The sequence below is a fragment of the Streptomyces sp. NPDC046349 genome, assembly GCF_055587885.1.
Window position 1 is genome coordinate 481,750 of the sequence record NZ_JBVJFK010000003.1, and the last position, 21,701, is coordinate 503,450.

The following is a 21,701-nucleotide window of genomic DNA, read 5'->3' on the forward strand; positions in this document are numbered from 1 at the left end:
CGAGGAGGGGGCCGGGGCCGCGGGCCCCGGCCCCGCTCAGTGCCGGGTGGTGGTGAGTGGGGAGGCGGGCGCGGCGACGGCCCGGTCCAGCACCTCCTCGATGCCGGTGAGCAGGCCCCGCACGTCCTCGGGCGTGGCCGCGTGCCGGTTGTACTCGGCGGTGCCGCCGATCTCGCCGTCCCGCTCCACCAGGCCGACGCATGCCAGGGCGGCGGCCGGGTCGGGGCTGTAGAGCTCCAGGTGGCGGGCGGGCGGGCCGGGCAGCTGGCCGACCTCGATGCCGGGCAGGTCCAGCGGTACCGCCGGGTAGTTGTGGAGGGCGAACAGGACGTTGTAGGGCGGGGGCGTGCCGTCGCCGAACAGCACGTCCACGGGCAGGCGCTGGTGGGCCAGGGCTTCGGCCACCGCGGTGCGGGTGCGGTGCAGGAGCCCGCGGAAGGTGGGCCCGCCGGCGAGGTCCAGCCGGATCGGCACGACGGTGGTGTACTGCCCGACGGCGCCCTCCAGCGGTGCGGCGAACCGGCCGGCGGCCGGAGTGCCGATCACCACCGAGGTGCGGCCGTCCCTGCGGGCCAGTACGACGGCGAGCGCGGCGAGGAGGGTCATGAACGGGGTGGCGCCCTCGGCCGCGCCCAGCTCCAGCCCGGCGTCGACCGGACCGCGGGCCAGCCGTACGGGCAGATGTCCGCGCTCGAAGCCGCCGGGAGCCCGGGGTGCGGGCGGGTCGGCCGCGAACACGGCTCGGCGACGGGTGAGTTCGGCGGTTCCGTCCGGCCCGGCGAGCCAGCGGTGCTGCCAGTCGGCGTAGTCGGGGAACTGGAGTTCGGGCGGGGTGAGGCCCTCGGGGCCCCCGCGGTAGCCGGCGGCGAGGTCCGCGAGGAAGACCCCCGAGGACCAGCCGTCGAAGACGGCGAGGTGGGAGGCGAGGATCAGGACGTGCTCGTCGGGGGCGGTCCGCAGCAGCCGGAACGCGCTGGTGCGGCCGCTCTCCAGGTCCAGGACGGTGGAGGCGCTCTCGGTGAGCTGCAGGGCGGTCCGCTCGGCCGCCGCCTGCGCGGTGAAGCCCGACAGGTCGGCCCGGGTGAGCCGCAGGACCGGTTCCTCGTCCACGTGCAGCCGCGGCTGGTCGGCGGTGGAGCGGACCAGCCGGGTGCGCAGCGCCTCGTGGCGGCGCAGCACCCCGGTGAGGGCCTCGTACAGCCGTTGCGGGTCGAGGGGGCCGGTCAGCCGGAGCGCGTGCGAGCCGGTGGCGACGGCCGGGTGGGTGCGCTCCCGGCGCCACAGCCGGGTCTGCAGGGCGGTCGGCGGGACCGGCCCCGCGCCGGAGCGCGGGGCCGGGTGTGCGGGTACGGGCCGTCGGGCGGCCAGCATCAGGCGGGCGAGCTCGCGCTTGGCCTCGGGGAGTGCGGCCAGTGCTCCCTCCAGTCCGGCCGGTCCGGCCATCAGGTCCCCTCCGGCTGCTGGAGGGAGCCGAGGAGGGCGGCGGCCTCTTCGTCGCTCATGTTCTCGATCTGCTCGAAGACCGCGAGCAGCCGGTCCTGTTCGCCGGCGGCCTCGGCCTTCGCCGCGCGGACGAGGTCGGCGAGGCCCGAGACGGTCGGGCGGCCGAAGAAGTCGGCGAGGGCGATGTCGATGCCGAACAGGGCCCGGACCCGGGAGACCACGATGGTGGCCTGGAGGGAGCTGCCGCCCAGGGCGAAGAAGTCGCCTTCCACGTCCGGGTTCTGCCACTCCAGGAGCGGGGTGAGGATGTCGCGGCAGATCTGCTCCTCGACGGCGTCGCGCGGCGGGGTCCCGCCCTGGGCCGACTGCTCGGTGGGCAGCGGCAGGGCGGCGGTGTCGACCTTGCCGTGGGGGGTCAGCGGCAGCTCGTCCAGCACGACGACGACCGGGACCATGTATCCGGGGAGCCGGACGGCCGTGTAGGCGCGCAGACCCTCGGCATCGGCGACCTCCGAGGCGTAGGAGCCGACCTGCTCCACGGTGACGTAGGCGGCCAGCATGCGCTCGCCGCCCGCGGCGGGCTGGGCCACCACGACGGCCTGCTGCACGGAGGGGTGCCCGGTCAGGACGGCCTCGACCTCCCCCGGCTCGATCCGGTGGCCGCGCACCTTGAGCTGGCGGTCGGTGCGGCCGAGGAAGTCGAGGTTGCCGCCGGGCAGCCAGCGTACGAGGTCGCCGGTGCGGTAGAGGCGTGCGGTCTCGGGACCGTCGCAGTAGGGGTTGTCCACGAAGCGTTCGGCGGTGAGGTCGGGACGGCCCAGGTAGCCGCGGGCCACGCCGGGGCCGGCCACGCACAGTTCGCCGGGGACGCCGGGCGGGACCGGCCGCAGCCGCTCGTCGAGCACGAAGGCCTGGTGGCCCGGCATGGGGCGGCCGATGGGCGGGTTGCGGTCGTAGCTGCCGGTGCAGTCCATCAGCGTGACCGCGACGGTGGCCTCGGTCGGGCCGTAGCCGTTGACGAAGCGGCGCTCCCCCGCGGTCCATTCGGCGACCAGCCGACCGGGGAACGCCTCGCCGCCGACCGAGACCAGGCGCAGGTCGGGCAGGGCGGCCTGGTCGAGGAGGGGCAGGAGTGCCGGCGGCAGCTCGGCGACGGTCACCGCCTCCTCGCGCATCCGGGCCTGGAGCAGGGCGGGGTCGCGGCGTTCGTCGTCGGTGGCGATGACGAGCGAGCCGCCGGCGAGCAGGGTGGTGAAGATCTCGAAGACGGAGACGTCGAAGGTGAGGGGGGCGAACTGCAGGACCCGGTCCTCGGCCTTGATCTCGTAGGCCTTGGCGATGGTGCGGGAGAAGTGGGTGACCGAGCGGTGCTCGATCATGACGCCCTTGGGGGTTCCGCTGCTGCCGGAGGTGTAGAGCACGTAGGCCAGGTCGGCGGGGGTGGAGCTGAGGGCGAGGGAGGGGACCTCGCGGACGGGGGCCGCGCTCCCGGTGTTGACGAGTTCCAGCGGTACGGGCAGCTGCGCGCTCTCGTCGACGAGGGCGTGGCGGACCTTGGCGTCGGCCAGGACCGTGCGGGTGCGCTCGGCCGGGGCGGCCGGGTCGACGGGGATGTAGTGCGCGCCCGCCTTGAGGACGCCGAGGACGCCGGCGACGGCGGCCGGGCCGCGGGCCACGCACACGGCGACCGGGTCCCCGTGGCCGACGCCGCGGTCGCGCAGCCGGTGGGCGATGGCCTCGGACCAGCGGTCGAGCGCCGCGTAGTCCAGCCGGGTGGCGCCGTGCCGGACGGCGACGGCGTCGGGGTGGATGGTGGCCCGCTCGCGGAAGGCGCGGTCCAGGGTGGTGGTCCAGGCGGTCTCGTCGACCGGGCCGCCGCGGGACAGCTCGCGGGCGTGCCGGGAGGCGGCCGGCTCCTCGACCAGGCTGATGTCGCCGATCTGGATGTCGGGGTTCTCGGCGACCTGCTCCAGGACCTGGCGGAAGGCGGCGAGGAGCGCGCTGGCCGTGCCGTGCCGGTAGAGGGAGGTGTTGTACTCGAGGGAGAGTTCCAGGCCGTCGTTCTCGCCGACGAGGAAGCTCATGTCGAACTTGGCCGCGCCGTCGTGCAGCTGGTCCATGGTGAACTCGACGTCCGCGGCCTGCGCCCGGTGGGTGCCCCAGCGGCCGAGCGAGGTGAACTCGATCTGGAAGAGCGGGTGGCGCAGCGGGTCGCGGACCGGGCGGACGGCCTCCACGACCTGCTCGAAGGGCAGTTCGCTGCTGGTGAAGGAGTCCATCACGGACGCCGCGGTGCGGGTGACGAGCTCGCGGAAGGTGAGCCCGTCGGTGACCTCGGTGCGCAGGGTGATCATCTGGACGAAGCAGCCGATGACCTGTTCCAGGTCGGGGTGCGGGCGGGAGGCGCTCGCGGTGCCGACGACGACGTCCTCGGTCCGGGTCCAGTGGCGCAGCAGCGCGTTGAAGGCGGCCAGCAGGGTGGTGAAGACGGTGGTGCTGCCCGCGTCGGCGAGCTCGGTGAGCCGGTCCAGCAGCTTCTGGTCGAGGGTCAGCTTCAGGCCGCGCCCGTCGCCCTTGGTCTCGGGACCGCGGGGGTGGTCGGGCATGACCTCGGTGGCGACGGCGCCGGCGAGGATCTGGCGCCATTTGGCGGCGAGCGCCCGGCCGTGCTCGTCGTTCTCCAGCTTGGCCCGCTGCCAGGCCGCGAAGTCGGCGTACTCGACGGCGAGTCTGGGGGCCTCGGGGCGCTTGCCCGCGGCGGCCGCGGCGTAGCTGGCGGTCAGCTCCTCGGTGAAGATCCGGGTCGAGCCCGGGTCCCAGGCGATGTGGTGGACGACCCAGAGCAGGACGTGCCGGTCCTCGGCGAGGCGTACGAGGTGGGCGCGGACGGGCGGGGCGGCGGCCAGGTCGAAGGAGGCTGAGGCGGTGGCGGCGGTCAGCTCGGCGAGTTCGCGGTCGGCGTCCTCGCTGCCCGACAGGTCGGTGCTCTGGACACCGAGGACGAAGGAGGGGACGGGCTCCTGCCAGGGGACTCCGTCGATCTCGACGAGTTTGCTGTGGAGCACCTGGTGGCGGGCGACGACGGCGTTGAGGGCCTCGTGCAGGGCGGCCCGGTCCAGCGGACCGCCCAGGGCTATGGAGAGGGCTATGTTGTTGCGGGCCTTCCCGGCGCCGAGCTTGTCGACGAACCACATCTGCTCCTGCTGGAAGGAGGAGCGGGAGCGCGGTCCGTGGTCGGCGCGCTTGAGTTCGATGCGGCGGCCCACGCCGGCCGTCATCTGGTTGCGCATCCTGCCCAGCAGCCGGGAGCGCTGTCCCTGGGGCAGGCGGCCGAGCCGTTCGGCGAGATCAGACATGGTTTCCTCCGTTGCGGTGCAGGTCTGCGAGCAGGGCGGCGAGCCGGTCGGGCAGGTGCTTGGCGAAGTAGTGGCGGCCACCGGGGATCACGGCGAGCCGCACGTCGGCGGCGTACCGGCCCCAGGCGCGGTAGCCGTCCTCGTAGCCCTCGGTGGCGTCGTCGGCGTCGCCGATGATGCAGGTGAGGGGGGTGGCGAGGGGGCGGTCGTAGCCGCCGGGGGTGCGGGCGAAGAAGCGGGCGGCCTCGGTCATGTCGTGGCGCACCATCCGCAGGACCGCGGTGAGGTCGCGGTCGTCGAGGACGCCGTCGAAGCCGTCCATGGTGGTCAGGTAGGCGACGAGGTCGTCGTCGCCGGAGACGCGCTCCATCTCCAGGGCGTATTCCGGGTCCTCCTCCGGCAGGGCGGCGGCGAGGTCCAGGGCGATCGGGCGCTGTCCCATGCGTTCGAGGACGTGGGTGGTCTCCAGCGCGGTGACGACTCCGGCGCAGTGGCCGTAGACCGCGTACGGACCCCGTACGGTGCGGGCGATCTCCGCGGCGGCGAGCTCCGCGAAGTCGGGGACCGGCAGCATCGCGCCGGGGCGCAGCGGGTCGTGGCCCGGCGGGGAGACGGCCAGGAGCTCGATGTGCGGCGGGAGTTGGGCGGCGAGGGGCTGGTAGGCGATGGCGTCACCGCCGCCGTGCGGGAAGCAGACCAGGGTCAGCGCGGTGGTGCCGGCGGGGCGTTCGGGGGTGAGCCGGTGCAGCAGGCGGTGCGTCTGTGTTCCGGTGGCACCGAGTTCGGCGCTGCGGGCGGCCAGGCCGGCCGGGGTCGGGTTGCTGAAGAGGTCGACGACGCGCAGGGCGGCGGCCCCGCCGTCCGGCAGGGCGGCGGCGACGGCCCGAACGGCGCGCACGGCGGCGAAGGAGTCCCCGCCGAGGGCGAAGAAGTCGTCCCCGGGGGCCACTTCGGCCACGCCGAGCACCTCGGACCAGACGGCGGCGATCCGCAGAGCGACGGGGTCGCCTCCATCGTCCCCCGGTGCGGCGGCGGGCCGGTCCGCGGCGGGGGCGGCGGGGCGCGGATCGGGCAGGGCTCCCCGGTCCACCTTGCCGTTGGGGCTCAGCGGAAGCCGCTCCAGCAGTACCAGTTCCGCGGGGACGCAGTGCGGGGGCAGGACCGCGCCGAGCGCGGTCCGCAGTGCGGCGGTGTCCAGGCCGGCACCGTCCTCGGGGACGACGTAGCCGACGAGGCGGTCGGAGCCGGCGGCGGAGCGGCGGGCGGCGACGACCGCCTCGCGGACGCCGGGGCGGTCGCGCAGTGCGCTCTCCACCTCGCCGGGCTCGATGCGCAGCCCGTTCAGCTTGATCCGGAAGTCGGTGCGGCCGAGCAGCTCGATGGTGCCGTCCGTGCCGTAGCGGGCCAGGTCGCCGGTGCGGTAGAGGCGTTCGGTGCGGCCGGGCGCCAGCTCGACGTGGACGAACTTCTCCTCGGTGAGCTCGGGCCGGTTCAGGTAGCCGCGGGCCAGTCCGACGCCGCCGAGGTGGAGTTCGCCGGGCACGCCGACGGGGACGAGGCGGTCGTTCGGGTCGAGGATGTACGTGAGCTGGTTGGCCATGGGGCGCCCGTACGGGAGCTTCGTCCACTGCGGATCGACCCGGCCGACGCGGTACTCCACGGAGTGGATGGAGGCTTCGGTGGCTCCGCCGAGTGCGGCGAAGGACAGCTCCGGCGCGAAGGCGCGGATCCGGTCGGGCTGGGTGACGGGGATCCAGTCGCCGCCGAGGAAGGCGGTGCGCAGCTTCGGCAGTCGGGGGCCGCCGGCGTGTTCGAGCTGGTCGACGAGGAGGCCGAGGAGGGCGGGGGCGGAGTTCCAGACGGTGACGCCGTGCCGCTCGACGAGGTCGGCCCAGTGCGCCGGGTCCTTGGCGGCGGCGGGGTCGGGCAGGACGAGCGTGCCGCCGGCGGCCAGGATGCCGAGGGTTTCGTAGACGCTCATGTCGAAGCTGGGCGAGGACAGGGCGAGTACGGAGTCCTGGGGGCCGATGCCGTAGGAGCGGTTCAGGTCGAGGAGGTTGTTGACGACGCCCCGGTGTTCCAGGGCGATGCCCTTGGGGGTGCCGGTGGAGCCCGAGGTGAAGATGACGTAGGCGAGGTCCCGGGCGGTCACGGGCACCTCGGGCCGGGAAGCGGGCAGCTCGGCGAGGGCGGCGCGGTCGGTGTCCAGCAGCACGCGCGCGGTGCCGTCGGGGACGGGCAGCCGGCCGATGAGTTCGGCGTCGGAGACGACGATGGGCGGCGCGGAGTCGTTCAACAGCAGGGCGAGGCGTTCGGCGGGGTAGTCCGGGTCGAGGGGGACGTAGGCCCCGCCCGCCTTGAGGACGGCGAGGATCGCGGTGACCAGTCCGGGGCCGCGGCGCAGGCACAGGGCCACGGTCCGGCCGGGTCCCGCCCCCGACTCGACGAGGCGGTGGGCGAGCCGGTTGGCCCGCTCCTCCAGCTCCCGGTAGGTGACGCTCCAGCCGCCGGTCCCGCCGAGGACCACGGCGGGGGCGTCGGGCCGGCGGTCGGCGTGCTGCTCGAAGAGGTGGTGCAGGCAGGCGTCCTGGGGGAAGGGGGCGCGGGTGGCGTTCCACTCGTCCAGGGCGGCCGTCCGCTCGGCGTCGGTGAGCAGGGGCAGGGCGGACAGCGGGGTGTCCGGGCGGTCGACGGCGCCTTCGAGGGTGGTGAGGAAGTGGCCGAGCAGCCGGTCCACGGTCGAGGCGTCGAACAGGTCGGTGGGGTACTCCACGAGGGCGCGGACCGCGGTGCCGGTGTCGTGGACGCTGATCATGAGGTCGTACTTGGTGGCGTGCGAGGAGAAGTCGATGGGCTCGGTGGCGAGGCCGGCCAGGCCGGGAGCCGTGTCCGGGGTCTCGTCGAGGAGGAACATCACGGAGGTCAGCGGCGGCCGGCTCGGGTCGCGGGGCAGTCCCAGCGCGTCGACGATGAGGTCGAAGGGCAGTTCCTGGTGCGCGTACGCCTGAAGGGTGGTGTGGCGGGTGGCCCGGACCAGTTCGGCGAAGCCGGGATCCCCGCCGGTTCTGATGCGCAGCGGCAGGGTGTTGACGAAGAAGCCGATGAGCTCGCTGAACGCGGGGTGGTCGCGGCCGGAGACGGAGGTGCCGACGACGATGTCCTCCTGGCCGGTCCAGCGGCGCAGGGTGGCGGCGAAGCCGGCCAGCATCGTCATGTAGAGGGTGGCGCCCTCGGACTTGCCGAACTCCCTGAGCCGGGCGATGAGCCGGGGCGGGAGGTCGATGTAGCGGGAGGCTCCGGCGTGCCCGAAGACGGGGGGCCGGGGCCGGTCGGTGGGCAGGTCCACGGGTGCGGCTCCACCGAGCTCCTCCTGCCAGAAGGAGGTGAGCTTCTCCAGCCGGTCGCCGCTGACACGGCGGCGCTGCCAGGCGGCGAAGTCGGCGTACTGGAGGGTGAGCGGGGCGTTCGCGTCGCCGGCGGTGCCGGTGCGGGCCGCGTAGGCGCGCTCCAGCTCGGTGTAGAGGATCCGCATCGACCAGCCGTCGGTGACGATGTGGTGGAGGTTGAGCACGAGGACGTGGTCCTCGGCGCCGATGCGGCCGAGCCGGGCCCGCAGCGGGACGGCGCCGGCCAGGTCGAAGGGGGCGCCGGCGTCCGCGTCGTAGAACGGCCGGACGGATTCCTCGTCGGGCAGTTCCGTCACCGGCAGGGGCAGCCGGAAGCCGTCCACCACGCGGGGCACGGCCTCGGAGGCGCCCTCCTGGTAGGTGTAGACGGTGCGCAGGACCTCGTGGCGGTCGACGATGTCCTGGAGCGCCGCGTGCAGGGCGGGGACGTCGAGCGGGCCGCGGATGCGGGTGGCCACCGGCACGTTGTAGGCGGGGCTGCCGGGCTGGAGCTGGTCGATGAACCACAGCCGTCGCTGGGCGAAGGAGAGCACCGGCGGGTCGGCGGGGTCACGGGGTGCCGGCTCAGGGTCCTCCCGTACGGCGGCGCGCCCGCCGGTGCGGCCCGTCAGGGCCTGGAACAGTGCCCTGCGGGACTTCGGCAGTGCGGCTATGCGTTCGGCGAGGGACTCGCTCACCTTGAGCCTCCGTGCGTCTTCGGGAGAGGGAGTACGGCAGGGCGCGCCGCGGGGGCGCGGCGCGGGCGTGCGGTGTGCCCGTTCGGGCGCGGTGCGGGTGTGCGGGTGTGCCCGTTCGGGCGCGGGTGTGCGGGTGCGGGTGTGGGGAGCGGGTGCCGCTCGGCGGGCACCCGCTCCCGTGGGGCTGGACCGTCAGGCGGTGATCCTGGCCTCGTCCGCGGCCGGGGATCCCTCCTCGGCGGTGTCGTCGCCGCCGGGCATTTCCTTGATCTTGGCGACCGGCCCGCTGAGCAGGGTCAGGCCGCCGATGATGGTGACGGCGCCGGCCACCGCGAGGCCGCCGGTCAGGCCGATCGCCTCGCCGAGCGCACCGCCGGCGAAGTAGCCGAGGGACAGGGCGCCGTACACCGCCGAGAGCGCGGTGCCGCTGACGCGGCCCATCTGCTCGTTGGGGGTGACACCCTGCACCAGGCTGAGGACGTGGATGTCGAACATCGGGGAGACGAAGCCGATGACGGCCTGGACCACGATCAGTCCGACGAAGCCGCCGACCGCGCCGCCCGTCGGGACGAGGATGTAGCCGGCGCCGAGCACGACCGCGGTGATGACCAGCAGGCGGCCCACCGAGAGGCTCTTGGAGACGACCTCGGAGAGCACCGCGCCGACGATGACGAAGACCGACATGACGGCGAATGCGGCACCGACCTGGCCGGGGCTGAGGTTCAGCTCCTTGTACGCGTAGACGATCAGGATGGCGTCGCCCATCGCGGCACCGAGGTTGACCACGACGTTGGCGGTGAACAGGCCGCGCAGGACCGGGTTGCCGAAGAGGGTCTTCATGCCCTCCTTCATCTCCGCCTTCGCGGAGGCCTTCCGATCCTCGGTCCGCTCGCGCACGTCCCGGTGGCGGATGACCAGCAGGGCGATGAGCGAGATGAGGAAGGTGAACGCGTCGGCGGTGATGGCGCGTGCGGCGCCGAGCAGCTGGATGAGTGCGCCACCCGCGCCGGCGCCGACCGCCTCGGCGACGCTGCGGCTGATCTGCAGCTTGGTATTGCCCTCGATGAGGTTCTCGGTGCCGATGAGCTGGGGCAGCCAGGACTGGTACGAGACCTCGAAGAAGGTGGTGAGGCAGCCGGTGATGCCGGCCACGATGAAGAGGTGGGTCATGCTGACGGAGTCGAGCGCGAATGCCAGCGGGATCGTGGCCAGGGCCAGGAAACGTCCCAGGTCGGCGACGATCATGACGGTGCGCCTCGAGACCCTGTCGGCCACCAGCCCTGCGATCGGGGCGAGCAGCAGGAAGGGGAGGAAGCGCAGCGCGCCGAGCACGCCGACCTCCAAGGCTCCGCCGTCCAGCACCACGACCGCGAGGGTCGGCAGCGCGAGAAGGGAGATCTTGTCGCCGAAGTTGCTGACGGTCTGCCCGAACCACAGGCGATTGAAATCGGAATGCCGACCGAGTGCCATGTCGACGCCCTTTTCTGATTGGGTACGGAATTGTCGGACGGCACTGACGCTATGGACGCGGAGTTAGACCGCGGTTATGAATTCCGGGACTATAGACCGCTTGTAGACATGCGATGAGCTCAGCTGGAGAAGCGTGCGATGTCGGCGCTCTCGCGGGCGATTCCGGCGGCCACGGCGGGGCTCGGGGGCTCGGTCCCGGGGAAGGGCTCGACCTTGACCGGCGTCCCGCGGCGGCCGCCCGACCAGGTGCCGACGGCCAGGCCGTCGACCACCACGGTGGCGCGGATCTGCCCGCCGCCGGGCCACACCCGGCGCTCGTGCTCCACGGGCACCGACAGGTCCCGGCTGCGATAGCCGACGAGGTAGTTGTCGTAGGCCGGCAGCAGCCGTACGTCGGGTTCGCCAGCGGCGGGAGGGGCTTCGGGAGCGGTTTCCCGTACGGCGGTCCACGCACTTCTGCCTGCCGTGGTCTTCAGCCCCGACCAGTGGACGAAGTCGAGGGCGTCGGAGGGCCCGTGTGCCGCTCGGTAGCGCCGTGCGAGCTCCCGTACGGCCGCTTCCCCGGTGTACGGCAGGGGTCCGGCGGCGGGCAGCCAGTCGTCGAGGAGGACGAAGGTGGCGTCGCCGCCCTGCTGTGGTCCGTGGCAGATCACGCCGGCCAGGGCCGCACGGCGGATGAGGTGGAAGGCGGACTGCCCCTTCGGCTCGACCCCGAGGGTGGTGAGCCGGTCGGTGAGCTGGGCACGGGTCAGCGGGCCCTCCGCGGCGATCGCGTCGGCGATGAGCCGCTCCGAGCGCGTGCACAGGGCCTCGTCCAGGCCGAGTTCGCGCAGGCGCCGCGCGGCGAGCGCGAGGTATACGGGGCCGAAGAGGCCCAGCAGCCAGCGGGCGTCGGCGGCGGGCACCAGCTGGAGGGTGCCGCGCATGAACCAGCCGCGTACGGCGCTGCGTTCGGTGTCGACGGCCCGGCGGACCGCCTCCTGCGTCAGCCCGCGGGCCCGCGCCCGCAGCCCGAGCTCCGCCGCGGGCAGGTCCTGGGCCTGGACGGCCAGCACGCGGTCCAGGACGGCGGCGACGGAGTCCTCCCGGACCCCGCCCCCGATCGCCTGTGCGCGCGCCCTGAGCAGCCGTTCGGTCGTACGTCGTTCCACGTGTCCAGTCTTTCAGCCGAGCAGCCGCAGCCGCATCTCCTCGCGGGCCGCCACGCATCCGACGGCCTCCGCGCCGCCCCAGTCCAGCAGCCGCCAGCCGTGCCAGCGCGGCGGCTCCTGCCCGTATACGGGAACGTCGAGGCGGGCCGGCTCGTCGAGCGTGCCCACCCCGACCTTGACCAGGGACTCCTTTCGTACCCACTGGCGCAGGAAGGCGCGCCGCGGGTGGGTGTCCGACCGCAGGGCGGCCAGTTCCTTCCCGGTGCAGACGGCCTGGGCCGTCCGCCAGTCCATCTCCGCCTCGCCGACGGCCTCCACGTCCACGCCGACGGGACCGGCGGCCGCGGCCGCCGCGACCCAGCCCCGGGCGTGCGCGAGGCTGACGCCGGTGCCGGGCGCCTCGATGAGCCGCGGCCTGCCGTGCGGCCGGTCGCAGGAGCCGCAGCTCTGAACGACGGTGAGGCTCTGCGCCGGGCGGCCCAGGAGCCGCCCGGCGCAGAGCCGGACCAGTGCGTGCGCGGCCAGGAAGTCGTCCCGGTCGGCGGCCGACCGGAGGGCGCCGGCGCGGTCCAGTTCGGTACGGGTCAGCAGCTCCCGTACGTCCCCTGCCGCGGCCAGCACCGCTCCGGTCGGCCCGGCCAGTGCGAGACCGGCCATCAGCGCCTGCGGCGCAGCACCGCGTAGTAGCCGGGCAGTCGCAGCGCGTCGGAGTCCGACTGGGGGTCGATGGCGTGGAGTTCTATCGCCTCGTCCTCGACGATCTCCCAGCCGTCCGCCCCGAAGGCCTCGGCCAGTTCGGGCCGGGTGAAGCGGTGCGAGTGCCGGACGCCGGCCGCCTCCAGCGGACCGACGAGGTCCTCGGCGCGGCCGCGCTTGCCGCCCACGAAGCCCAGGTAGCCGAAGGAGTTGCTGGAGTAGTCGGGCTCGTGCACGATCAGAGTGCCCTCGTCGCCCAGCAGCCGGTCGGCGACAGCGGCGAGCCGGGCCCGGGCCTCGGTGTCCAGGACGTGGAAGACGCCGCGGACGAAGATGTTGTAGGGCCCCTCCCCCAGGACTGCGGCCTGTTCGGCGTCGGTCATGTCGATCGCCAGGTAGTCGACGTTCGCCACGCCCTCGGCCTCGCGCTTGGCGTGGTCGATGGCGCTGGCGGAGACGTCGACGCCGATGACCGACGGGTAGTGCGGGGCGAGTTCGCGGCTGTAGCGGCCGTTGCCGCAGCCGAGGTCGATGAGCGGCAGGTCTCCGCGGAAGTGGCGCTGCGCCTGGTCGAGGAGCCACTGGAACTCCTCGCCGCTGTCGGCGTCCCAGATGACGTCGCCGCCGCGGCCGGTGCGCCGGATGCCGGCCCAGTAGCGCTCCCAGGCGTCGCCGGTGTCGCGCTCCTCGGCCTTGGCCGCGCCGGTACCGTCCGCGCCGGGCGGCGGGGAGTACCGCTCCCAGACCTCGTCCTCGCCGAGGGCCTCCAGCAGCGCCGTGAACTCCTCGAACATGGCGTCGATGAGGCCGTCGGGGTAGACGGCGGGCAGGAAGTCCCAGTTGAAGGTGAGTCCTTCGGGCTTCTCGAAGACCTGGAAGTCGAGGGAGACCTGGGGGGTCTGGGAGATGCCGTAGACCGGGGCGCCGAGCTCGGTCTCCTCGTACTGCGGCGGGTGGCCGGCCAGGCTGGTCATCACCACGGGCATGGCCGGGGCGAGGGAGCCGCGCAGCTTGGTCAGCTCGCGCAGGACCTGCACCCCGCTGAAGTAGCGGTGCTCCAGGTCGGCCCAGAGGCGGCGCTGGACGGCCTGCGCGCGTCCGGCGAAGGTGGAGTCCTGCTGTTCGACGGCGAGCAGCAGGGTGGTGGTGGTGTCCGCGAGCAGGGCGTTGACCTGGGGGTGCAGCGGGAGCCGGTTGAAGAGCGGGAAGTTGATGGTGAACCGGGCCTGGCCGGAGGCCTTGCCGAGGATCTCGGCGTAGGCGGCGGCCAGCACCCCGGAGGGGGTCACCTCGCGGGCGTGCGCCCGCTCCTGGATCCGCGTCCACAGCTCCGGGGAGACGACGTGGCTGCGCCGCTCGAACCGGACGGGCAGCTCGGGGGCGTCGGCCGGGCGCCCGGGCAGTTCGGGGGCGGGCGGGAGGGTGGCGAGGCGGTCGCGCCAGTACCACTCGGAGCGGCGGTAGATCTCGCTGTCGCGCAGCGAGTTCCCGACGGCGAGCACGTAGTCGCGGAAGGTCAGCTCCAGCGGGGCGAGTTCGGCGTCAGGTTCCACGTAGTAGGTGACCAGGTCGGGGATGAGGACCTGGAAGTAGCTCCAGGCGTCGGCGACGAGGAAGTCCAGCGAGAGGTGGATCCGGGCCCGTCCGCCGCCGAGGAGGCTGATCCGCACGTCGAACAGCGGCCAGGCGTCGGCGTCGAGCACCTGGTGGGAGAGCCGCTCACGCAGGTCGGCCAGTTCGGCCGCGCGGGTCTCCTCGTCGAGGCCGCCGAAGTCGGTGACGGGGATCTCGTACGCCGGGATCTCCTCGAAGACCTGCTGGGTGCCGTCGGGCAGGACCCGGGTGCGCAGGGCGTCGTGGCGTTCGACGAGGCGGCGCCAGGCTCGCTCGAAGCGGGGGACGTCGAGCTTCTCGCTCTCCCACTCGAAGTAGCCGTGGCAGCCGACGTTGCCGAGTTCGACGAGCCCGCCGCGGCCGATCCACAGGGCCTGCTGGCTCTCGGTCAGCGGGAACGGCTGGAAGCGGGCGGCCGGGTCGGGGACGATCGCCGGGAGTCCGCCGAAGGAGCCGCGGCCGCCCGCGCGTTCGGTGGTGACCAGGGTGGCGAGCTCGGCGACGGTGGGGCAGGTGGACAGGTCGGAGAGGCTCAGCTCGACGCCGTAGCGGCGGCGGATCTCGTCGATGAGCTGGAAGGCGAGCAGCGAATGTCCGCCCAGCTCGAAGAAGTTGTCGTGGATGCCGACGCCGTCGGTGCGGAACGCGTCGGCCCACAGTCGGCTCAGCCCGTCCTCGACCTCGTTGCGCGGTGCCTCGTAGCCGGCGCCGACGCCGTCGCGGCCTGCGGGGGGCTCGGGCAGGCTGCGGCGGTCGACCTTGCCGTTGGGCAGCCGGGGGAGGGAGGGCAGCACGACGACGGCGGCGGGGACCATGTAGTAGGGCAGGGTCCGGGCGACCTCGGCGCGCACGGTGGCCGACTCGGGTTCGGCCCCGCCGGCCGGGGACACGTAGGCGATCAGCCGCTTGTCGCCCGGGCCGCGCTCCTGGGTGACGACGACGGCCTCGGCGATGGCGTCGAGGCGCGCGATGTGCGTCTCCACCTCGCCGAGCTCGACGCGGAAGCCGCGGATCTTGACCTGGGAGTCGGAGCGGCCGAGGAGCTCGACGGCGCCGTCCTCGCGGCGGCGGGCGAGGTCGCCGGTGTCGTAGAGCACGGGGTGCGGGTCGTCGGGCAGGAAGTTGGGGTGGAACTTGGCGGCGGTGAGCTCGGGGCGGCCGTGGTACCCGGCCGCGACGCCGGCGCCGGAGACGTGGAGCCGGCCGACCTCGCCCTCGGGGACCGGGCGGCCTTCGTCGTCCAGGAGGTGCACCCGGAGGTTGGCGATGGGGACGCCGACCGGGACCTGGCGGGTGGCGCGGACCTCCTCGGAGGTGGCCTGGCTCGTGAAGTCGATGCCGGCGCCGAGGTCGAGGCAGGACAGCACGTTGGTGGTCTCGGTGGTGCCGTACGTCATCACCACGCGGAAGGGGGTGTCGACGGGCGGCCAGCTGTGGACGCGCTCGGCCGTGGTCACGAGGACCCGCAGCGCCGTGTCCGCCGGCCACGTCAGGCCCCACACTGCCTCGGCCAGCGCGGCCACCAGCATGGTGTGGGTGATGCCCTCGCCGGCCAGCCAGTCGCGGATCTGCTCGGGGGTCTGCGCCTGGCCCGCCTCGGGGATGTGGATCGCGGCGCCGGCCGGCAGATAGGCGAGCCACTCCATGATCTGGACGGCGAAGCCGGGGGTGGACATCCAGGAGGCGCGGTCGCCGGGCCGGACCCCGTAGGCGCGCTTGGTCCAGTGGACCAGGTTGGTGAGCGCGCCGTGCCGCTCCAGTACGGCCTTGGGGGTACCGGTGGAGCCGGAGGTGTAGATGAGGTGGCTGATGGTGTCGGGGCGGGTCACGGACGCGGGTGCGGTCTCGGGCATGCCCTGGCCGGCGGTGGCGGCCTCGGCCCGCGGGACGTCCTGCGGTATCCGGCGGGCGAGTTCGGCCGGGGTGAGCACGAGCAGCGGGTCGGCGTCGGCGATCATCGCGGCGAGCCGGTCGTCGGGGTTGACCGGGTCGAGGGCGACGATCGCGGCGCCCGTCTTGAGGATCGCCAGGGAGCCGAGGACGTATTCGGCGCTGCGCGGGTAGCAGAGGCCGATCCTGGTGCCGGGGCCGGCGCCGCGGGCGATCAGCGCGTGCGCCAGGCGGTTGGTGGCGGTCTCCAGTTCGGCGTAGGTCCAGGTGCGGTCGCCCTGCGCGAGGGCCGTGGCCGTGGGGGTGCGGGCGGCCTGTCCGGCGAGGAGTTCCGGGTACCCGATTGCGGGGAACGCGGCGTCCGAACGGTTGAAGTCGACGAGTGCGGTGGTCACAGTACGGGCCCTTTCTTACTTCGCGAAGGCTCGGCTGCGCAGCAGCCGCACGGGGAGACTGTTGATCCCCCAGGTGAAGTTGGACGAGTTGAAGGTGGCGGGCCCGGTCAGTTCGAACCCGTCCAGTACGGCGAGCATCTCGGTGAGCAGGGCGCCGAGTTCGAAGCGGGCGAGGCGGGCGCCGAGGCAGAGGTGACGGCCGTGGCCGAAGGCGACGTGCCGGTTGGGGCGGCGGTCGACCCGGAAGGAGTGGGGGTCGGCGAAGACGTCCTCGTCCCGGTTGGCCGAGACGTTCCACAGCGTCACCCGGGCGCCCTCGGCGATGGGGATCCCGTTGATCTCGGTGGCGCGGGCGGCGGTGCGCAGGGCGTGCACCCCGGGCGTGGTCCAGCGCAGGATCTCCTCGACCGCCGGGGCGATGCCGTCGGGTCCGAGGCCGCGCAGCAGCCGCCACTGGTCGGGGTGCTCGGCGAACATGTGGACCGCGCCGGCCGCCGAGTAGCGGGTGGTCTCGTTGGCTCCGGACAGGACGCCGTTGAGGTTGAAGACGATCTCGTGGTCGCTGAGCGGCCGTTCGCTTCCGTCGCCCTCGTCCACGAGGGTGTCGTGGGCGATCTGGCTGACGAGGTCGTCGCCGGGGCGGGCCCGGCGTTCGGCGAGCAGCTCGATGAAGTAGAGGAAGATCTCCGAGTGGGCGCTGCTGCGCACCGCCTCGTCCGGGGAGTCGAAGGCGTCGGTGGTCAGTGCGCCGATCCAGGCCCAGTCGGGGCGCGGGATGCCCAGGATCGCGCAGACCACCCGGTTGGGCAGTTGCTTGGCGAGGTCGATGAAGTCCAGCTCGTCGCGTTCGGCGGCCTCGGTGACCAGGTCGGCGACGACCTGCTCGACGAGGGCCTCAAGGCGGGGCATCTGCTGCGGGCCGAAGGCCTGTCCGAGGGCCCGCTTGAGGCGGGTGTGGTGCGGGACGTCGGAGACGATGAGCATGCGTTGGGCGACGGCGGCGACGGCGGCGGGGTCGCTGCCCAGCCGCATCCCGCGGGCCGACAGGAAGGTGTCGCTGTCGGCGTAGACCTTCATGATGTCGCGGTGCCGGCTCAGCGCCCAGAAGCCGCCGTCGTCGCTGCCGGGTTCGGGGTGCCAGTGGACCGGCGAGTTGGCGCGCAGCCAGGTGAACGTCGGCCAGAAGTCGTTGCGGCCGAAGGGGCCCGGGTCGAGCAGGTCGATCTCCATCTCAGGCTCCTCGCAGGCTGAGCGGGCGGATGTCGGGCCAGTGGGCGTCGACGAAGGCGGCGCATTCGTCCTCGGTGCCGTCGAAGCCGGCCGGCGTCCAGCCGTCGGGCGTCTCGCGCGTGGCGGGGTACAGCGCGTACTGCCCCTCGTGGTTCACGAGGACCTGGTGGGTGGTGGGCACGGTGTCCTCCGGGCTCGGGCCGATGGGTGCGGGCGGGCTGTCAGGCGGTCGGGGCGAGGGACGCGCTCTCGCCCCGCAGCAGGGCGCTCAGGTGGTCCAGTACGGGCTGGGGGCGGCGCAGTACGGCGTGGTGTCCGCCGGTGGTGGTGTGCCGGGTGAAGCCGGCGGTGGTGACCGCCGCCCAGCCGTCCAGGTCGGCCGCGCTGACGGTCTCGTCGCCGTCGGCGCCCCAGGCGTGCACGGGTACGGACAGGCGGGTTCCCGGCTTGTGGACGTAGCTCAGGGACAGCTGGGCGTCCTTGCGGAGCATCCCCACCATCAGGGCCCGGGTGTCCTCGTCGAGGAGCCGGGGGTCGAGGTCGGCGGTGTCGAAGAGCTTGTCCAGCTCCTCTCCGTCGTCGACGATGCCGCGGCCGGCTCCGGTCCAGTGGCCGGGCGCCCGGCAGCCGCTGACCACCAGCGCGCGCGGGGTGACCCGGCGGGAGACCTCGTAGCCGAGGAGGCCGCCGAAGCTGTGGCCGAAGACGATCAGCGGCCGGTTCCCGACGGTGGACACCAGTTCGGCAGCGATGGCCTCGACGGCCTCGTCGAAGGTGTCCGGCATGGGCTCGCGCCAGCGGTTCTCCCGGCCCGGGAGCTGTACGCCGTACACCTGCGCAGTGCCGTCCAGCGCGGGCTGCCAGGCGCGGAACTGCTGGCAGCCGGCCCCGGCGGGGGGCAGGCACAGCAGCACGGGCAGGGCCGGGTCGGCGGGGTTTGCCGCCCAGGTGGAGATCCAGGTGCCCATGGCCTACGCCCCTTCGGCGGCGGCGGCCGCATCCGCTGCGGGCACGCCCTGTTCGGCGGCGAGCCGGTCGATCTCGGCGGCGACGTCGGCGACCGTCGGCCGGGCCAGCAGCGCACCGAGGCCGACGCGCAGGCCGGTGGCGCGGCGCAGCTCGGAGACCGCGCGGGCGGCGGCCAGGGAGTGACCGCCCAGGTCGAAGAAGTCGGACTCGGGGCCGGGCACCTCGGTGGCGAGCACCTCGGCCCACACGGTCATCACGGTGTGCTCGCTCGAGCTCACGGTGGCGCCCCCGGACGCGCCGGGGCCGTCGCGGCGTTCCGGCTCCTCCAGGGCCCGGGCCAGTGCCGCGCGGTCGGCCTTTCCGGTGGTCAGGGTCGGGATCCGGTCCAGCACCCGCACGGTGGCCGGTACCGCCGCGGCGGGCAGCTGCTTGCGGCAGCGCTCCACGACCCGGGTGGCGAGGCCGGCCGGGTCGGCGACCCCGGGTGCCGCGACGACGGCGAGGCCGAGGGTCTGCCCCGCCGCCAGCGGGCAGCAGGCGGCGGCGACGACCTCGGGGAGTTCGGCGGCCACGCGCTCCACTTCGCCGAGCTCGATGCGGTGGCCGCGGACCTTCACCTGGTCGTCCCGGCGGCCCCGGTACTCCAGTTCGCCGCCGTCGCGGCGGATCACCACGTCGCCGGTGCGGTACATGCGGGTGCCGCCGCCCTGGAACGGGTCCGGCAGGAAGCGGCTCGCGGTGAGTCCGGGGCGGCCCCGGTAGCCGCGGGCGACGGCGGGTCCGCCGAGGTAGAGCTCGCCCTCGGTGCCCGCGGGCACCGGCCGCAGCTCCTCGTCGAGTACGTACGCCCGGTAGCCGGGCAGCGGTCGTCCGATGCTGGTCACGTCGTCCCCTCGTCGGCTGTCGGCCCAGGTGGCGGCGATGGTCACCTCCGTCGGCCCGTACACGTTGAGCAGCCGGCGGCCCCGGGCGAAGCGCTCGGCCAGCGCGGCCGGGCAGGCCTCCCCCGCGACGACGACCACCTCGGCCGGGTCGAGCCCGGCGCCGTGGGCGGCGAGCAGCGACGGCGTGAGGGAGACGGTGCGCAGTCCGGCGGGCAGCGGCTCGCGGCCCTCCGCGGCGGCCTGCCGCAGCCCCTCGAGGGAGAGGTCGGTGAGAGCCACCCCCTGGCCGTGGACGAGGTAGAGCAGGGTGCACCAGAGCCAGCCGTCGAAGGCGGGCGAGACGGCGTTGAGTCCGAGTCCGCCGGGGGGCAGGCCGAGTCCGCGGAGGGCCTCGACGAAGGTGTCCAGGCCGCGGTAGGTGACCTCGACGCCCTTGGGGCGGCCGGTGGTTCCGGAGGTGTAGATGAGGTAGGCACAGCTGTCGGGGGCGGGCAGGGACACGGCGAGCGCGCCGGGGGCGCCGCGCCGGACCTCGCGGGGGGTCAGGAGGACCGTCCCGCCCGTTTCCAGGCCGGCGGGCACTCCGGTGGCGACGAGGACGGCGGCCCCGGCGTCGTGCAGAACGCCGCCGAGGCGTTCCACGGGGTGCCCGGGGTCCAGCGGTACGGCGGTCCCGCCCAGGCTCCAGACGGCGAGCAGGGCGGGCACGCTCTCCCGGGACCGGCCCAGCAGGAGCCCCACCGAGGTCTCCGGGCCGACCCCGGCGCGGGCGAGGGCGGCGGCGTAGCGGGCGGTGCGGGCGGTCAGCGCCGCGTAGGTGAGGTTGCCGTCCACGGCCTTGACCGCGGTCTCGTTCGGCTGTTCACGGGTCCACCGTTCCAGGCGGGCGAACAGCGGCGGGAGCCCGCCCGGGGCGTTCGCCCCGGCCGGCCCGGCATGGGGCTCGGTCATCCGTCGTTCCTCTCGGTGTCCGCGGGGCGGGCGGCTTCGGTGGCCCGCAGCCGGGGGCCGACCACCTGGCCGCCCGCGCCCTGCGGGAGCTGCATCGACTTGGTCTCCAGGAACGCCTCCAGTCCGGCCGTGCCGCACTCGCGCCCGATCCCGGACTGCTTGAACCCGCCGAACGGCGCGGCCGGGTTGAACTGGCCGCCGTTGACGTCGACCAGGCCGGAGCGGAAGCGGCGCGCCGCCTTCTCGGCGCGGGCGTCGTCGCCGGACCAGACCGCGCCGTGCAGGCCGTAGCGGGTGCCGTTGACGATGCGGACGGCCTGCTCCTCGTCGTCGTAGGGGATGACGGACAGCACCGGTCCGAAGATCTCCTCCTGGGCGATCGTGGTGAGCGGGTCGACGTCGGCGAAGACCGTCGGCCGGACGTAGTAGCCGGTGTCCAGGCCGTCGGGCCGGTCGGGGCCGCCGTGGACCAGGCGTGCTCCGCCCTCCTCGACGCCGCGGCGGATGTATCCGGTGACGCGATCGTGCGCGGCCGCGGACACCAGCGGGCCGAGGTCCGTCGCGGGATCGCGCGGGTCGCCGGTGACGTAGCCGTCCATGGCCCGGACGGCGAGCTCCACGGCCTCGTCCTGGCGCTCGCGCGGCACCAGCAGCCGGCTCCACTGCAGGCAGGTCTGGCCGGTGTTGAAGAGCATCTGGTCGACGGTGGCGGCGACCGCCGCGGCCAGGTCGGCGTCGTCGAGGACGAGGCTGGCGTTCTTGCCGCCGAGTTCGAGGTGGACGCGCTTGACGCGGTCGGCGCCGAGCGCGGAGACGTCGCGCCCGGCCCGGGTGGAACCGGTCAGGGAGACCACGTCGACCAGCGGGTGGGTGACCAGTGCCGTGCCGACGGTGTCGCCGGTGCCGACGACCATGTTGAAGACGCCGGGCGGCAGGTCGGCCTCGGCAATGGCTTCGGCGAGCAGCCGGGCGTGCAGCGGGGTGATCTCGCTCGGCTTGTGCACCACGGTGCAGCCGGCCGCGAGCGCCGGGAGGATCTTCTGCACGGTGAGCAGCAGCGGGGTGTTCCACGGGGTGATGCAGGCGGCCACTCCGGCGGCCTCGCGCACGACGAGCGAGTGGCCCACCCGCTCCTCGAAGGCGTAGGAGGCGGCGGTCTCGACGCAGTGCGCGGCCATGCCGAGGGACAGTCCGACGTGGGTGTGGCGGGCCATCCGGGCGGGCGCGCCGACCTCGGCGGTGATGACCTCGGCGAAGCGTTCGGCCCGTACCTCCATGGCCTCGACGACCCTGCGCAGCAGAGCGGTCCGTTCGCGCAGCGGGGTGGCCGCCCAGCCTTCGAAGGCCGCGGCGGCGGCACGGGCCGCGAGGTCGGCGTCCCGGGCGGTGCCGGCGGGCACGGTGGCCAGGGCGAGCTCGGTGGCGGGGTCGGTCACGACGAGGCGGCCGTCGGCCTCGGAGGCCACCCAGGAGCCGCCGATCCACTGGTCGGTGTAACGGGGCGGCAGCGGGGCCGCGTTCGGTTCGCCGCCGGGCGGTCTGGAGTCCTGCGGCGCGGTCGGCACGGT

At 74.1% G+C, this 21,701-nt stretch carries 12 protein-coding genes; all 12 read right to left on the reverse strand.

Features of this window, described 5'->3' with window-relative positions; genetic code table 11:
• Nucleotides 1-36 precede the first annotated feature (36 nt).
• Entirely contained in the window at nt 37-1,443 is a 1,407-nt protein-coding gene (locus ACZ6JS_RS09350) for a condensation domain-containing protein (protein WP_469297028.1), read from the reverse strand.
• Nucleotides 1,443-4,799, reverse strand: coding sequence for a non-ribosomal peptide synthetase (locus tag ACZ6JS_RS09355; protein ID WP_469297029.1), 3,357 nt, complete (start codon nt 4,797-4,799; stop codon nt 1,443-1,445). The genes ACZ6JS_RS09350 and ACZ6JS_RS09355 overlap by 1 nt, the downstream gene beginning before the upstream one ends.
• Nucleotides 4,792-8,883: a non-ribosomal peptide synthetase gene (locus ACZ6JS_RS09360; protein WP_469297030.1), complete on the reverse strand. Its 4,092-nt coding sequence runs from the start codon at nt 8,881-8,883 to the stop codon at nt 4,792-4,794. Before ACZ6JS_RS09360 ends, ACZ6JS_RS09355 begins: the two co-directional genes overlap by 8 nt.
• Before the next feature lie 192 nt (nt 8,884-9,075).
• Nucleotides 9,076-10,353 carry an MFS transporter gene (locus tag ACZ6JS_RS09365; RefSeq protein WP_469297031.1) on the reverse strand — a complete coding sequence of 426 codons (1,278 nt, stop codon included), beginning with the start codon at nt 10,351-10,353 and terminating at the stop codon, nt 9,076-9,078.
• Nucleotides 10,354-10,472: 119 nt separating this feature from the next.
• Complete coding sequence (locus ACZ6JS_RS09370) at nt 10,473-11,504, reverse strand: winged helix DNA-binding domain-containing protein (protein WP_469297032.1); 1,032 nt, start codon at nt 11,502-11,504, stop codon at nt 10,473-10,475.
• A gap of 12 nt (nt 11,505-11,516) precedes the next feature.
• Nucleotides 11,517-12,161 (reverse strand): 4'-phosphopantetheinyl transferase family protein, encoded by a 645-nt coding sequence (locus tag ACZ6JS_RS09375; RefSeq protein WP_469297033.1) that lies wholly within the window; start codon nt 12,159-12,161, stop codon nt 11,517-11,519.
• Complete coding sequence (locus ACZ6JS_RS09380; protein WP_469297034.1) at nt 12,161-16,099, reverse strand: amino acid adenylation domain-containing protein; 3,939 nt, start codon at nt 16,097-16,099, stop codon at nt 12,161-12,163. Before ACZ6JS_RS09380 ends, ACZ6JS_RS09375 begins: the two co-directional genes overlap by 1 nt.
• Before the next feature lie 15 nt (nt 16,100-16,114).
• The gene (locus tag ACZ6JS_RS09385) at nt 16,115-17,329 is read right to left on the reverse strand and encodes a cytochrome P450 (RefSeq protein WP_469297035.1); all 1,215 of its coding nucleotides are present in this window, start codon (nt 17,327-17,329) and stop codon (nt 16,115-16,117) included.
• A 1-nt stretch (nt 17,330) separates the two neighbouring features.
• Nucleotides 17,331-17,534: an MbtH family protein gene (locus ACZ6JS_RS09390; RefSeq protein WP_076043097.1), complete on the reverse strand. Its 204-nt coding sequence runs from the start codon at nt 17,532-17,534 to the stop codon at nt 17,331-17,333.
• Nucleotides 17,535-17,550: 16 nt separating this feature from the next.
• Complete coding sequence (locus ACZ6JS_RS09395) at nt 17,551-18,297, reverse strand: thioesterase II family protein (RefSeq protein WP_469297036.1); 747 nt, start codon at nt 18,295-18,297, stop codon at nt 17,551-17,553.
• Nucleotides 18,298-18,300: 3 nt separating this feature from the next.
• Nucleotides 18,301-20,133: a non-ribosomal peptide synthetase gene (locus tag ACZ6JS_RS09400; RefSeq protein WP_469297037.1), complete on the reverse strand. Its 1,833-nt coding sequence runs from the start codon at nt 20,131-20,133 to the stop codon at nt 18,301-18,303.
• Nucleotides 20,130-21,641 (reverse strand): aldehyde dehydrogenase family protein, encoded by a 1,512-nt coding sequence (locus ACZ6JS_RS09405; protein ID WP_469297168.1) that lies wholly within the window; start codon nt 21,639-21,641, stop codon nt 20,130-20,132. Before ACZ6JS_RS09405 ends, ACZ6JS_RS09400 begins: the two co-directional genes overlap by 4 nt.
• Nucleotides 21,642-21,701 lie beyond the last annotated feature (60 nt).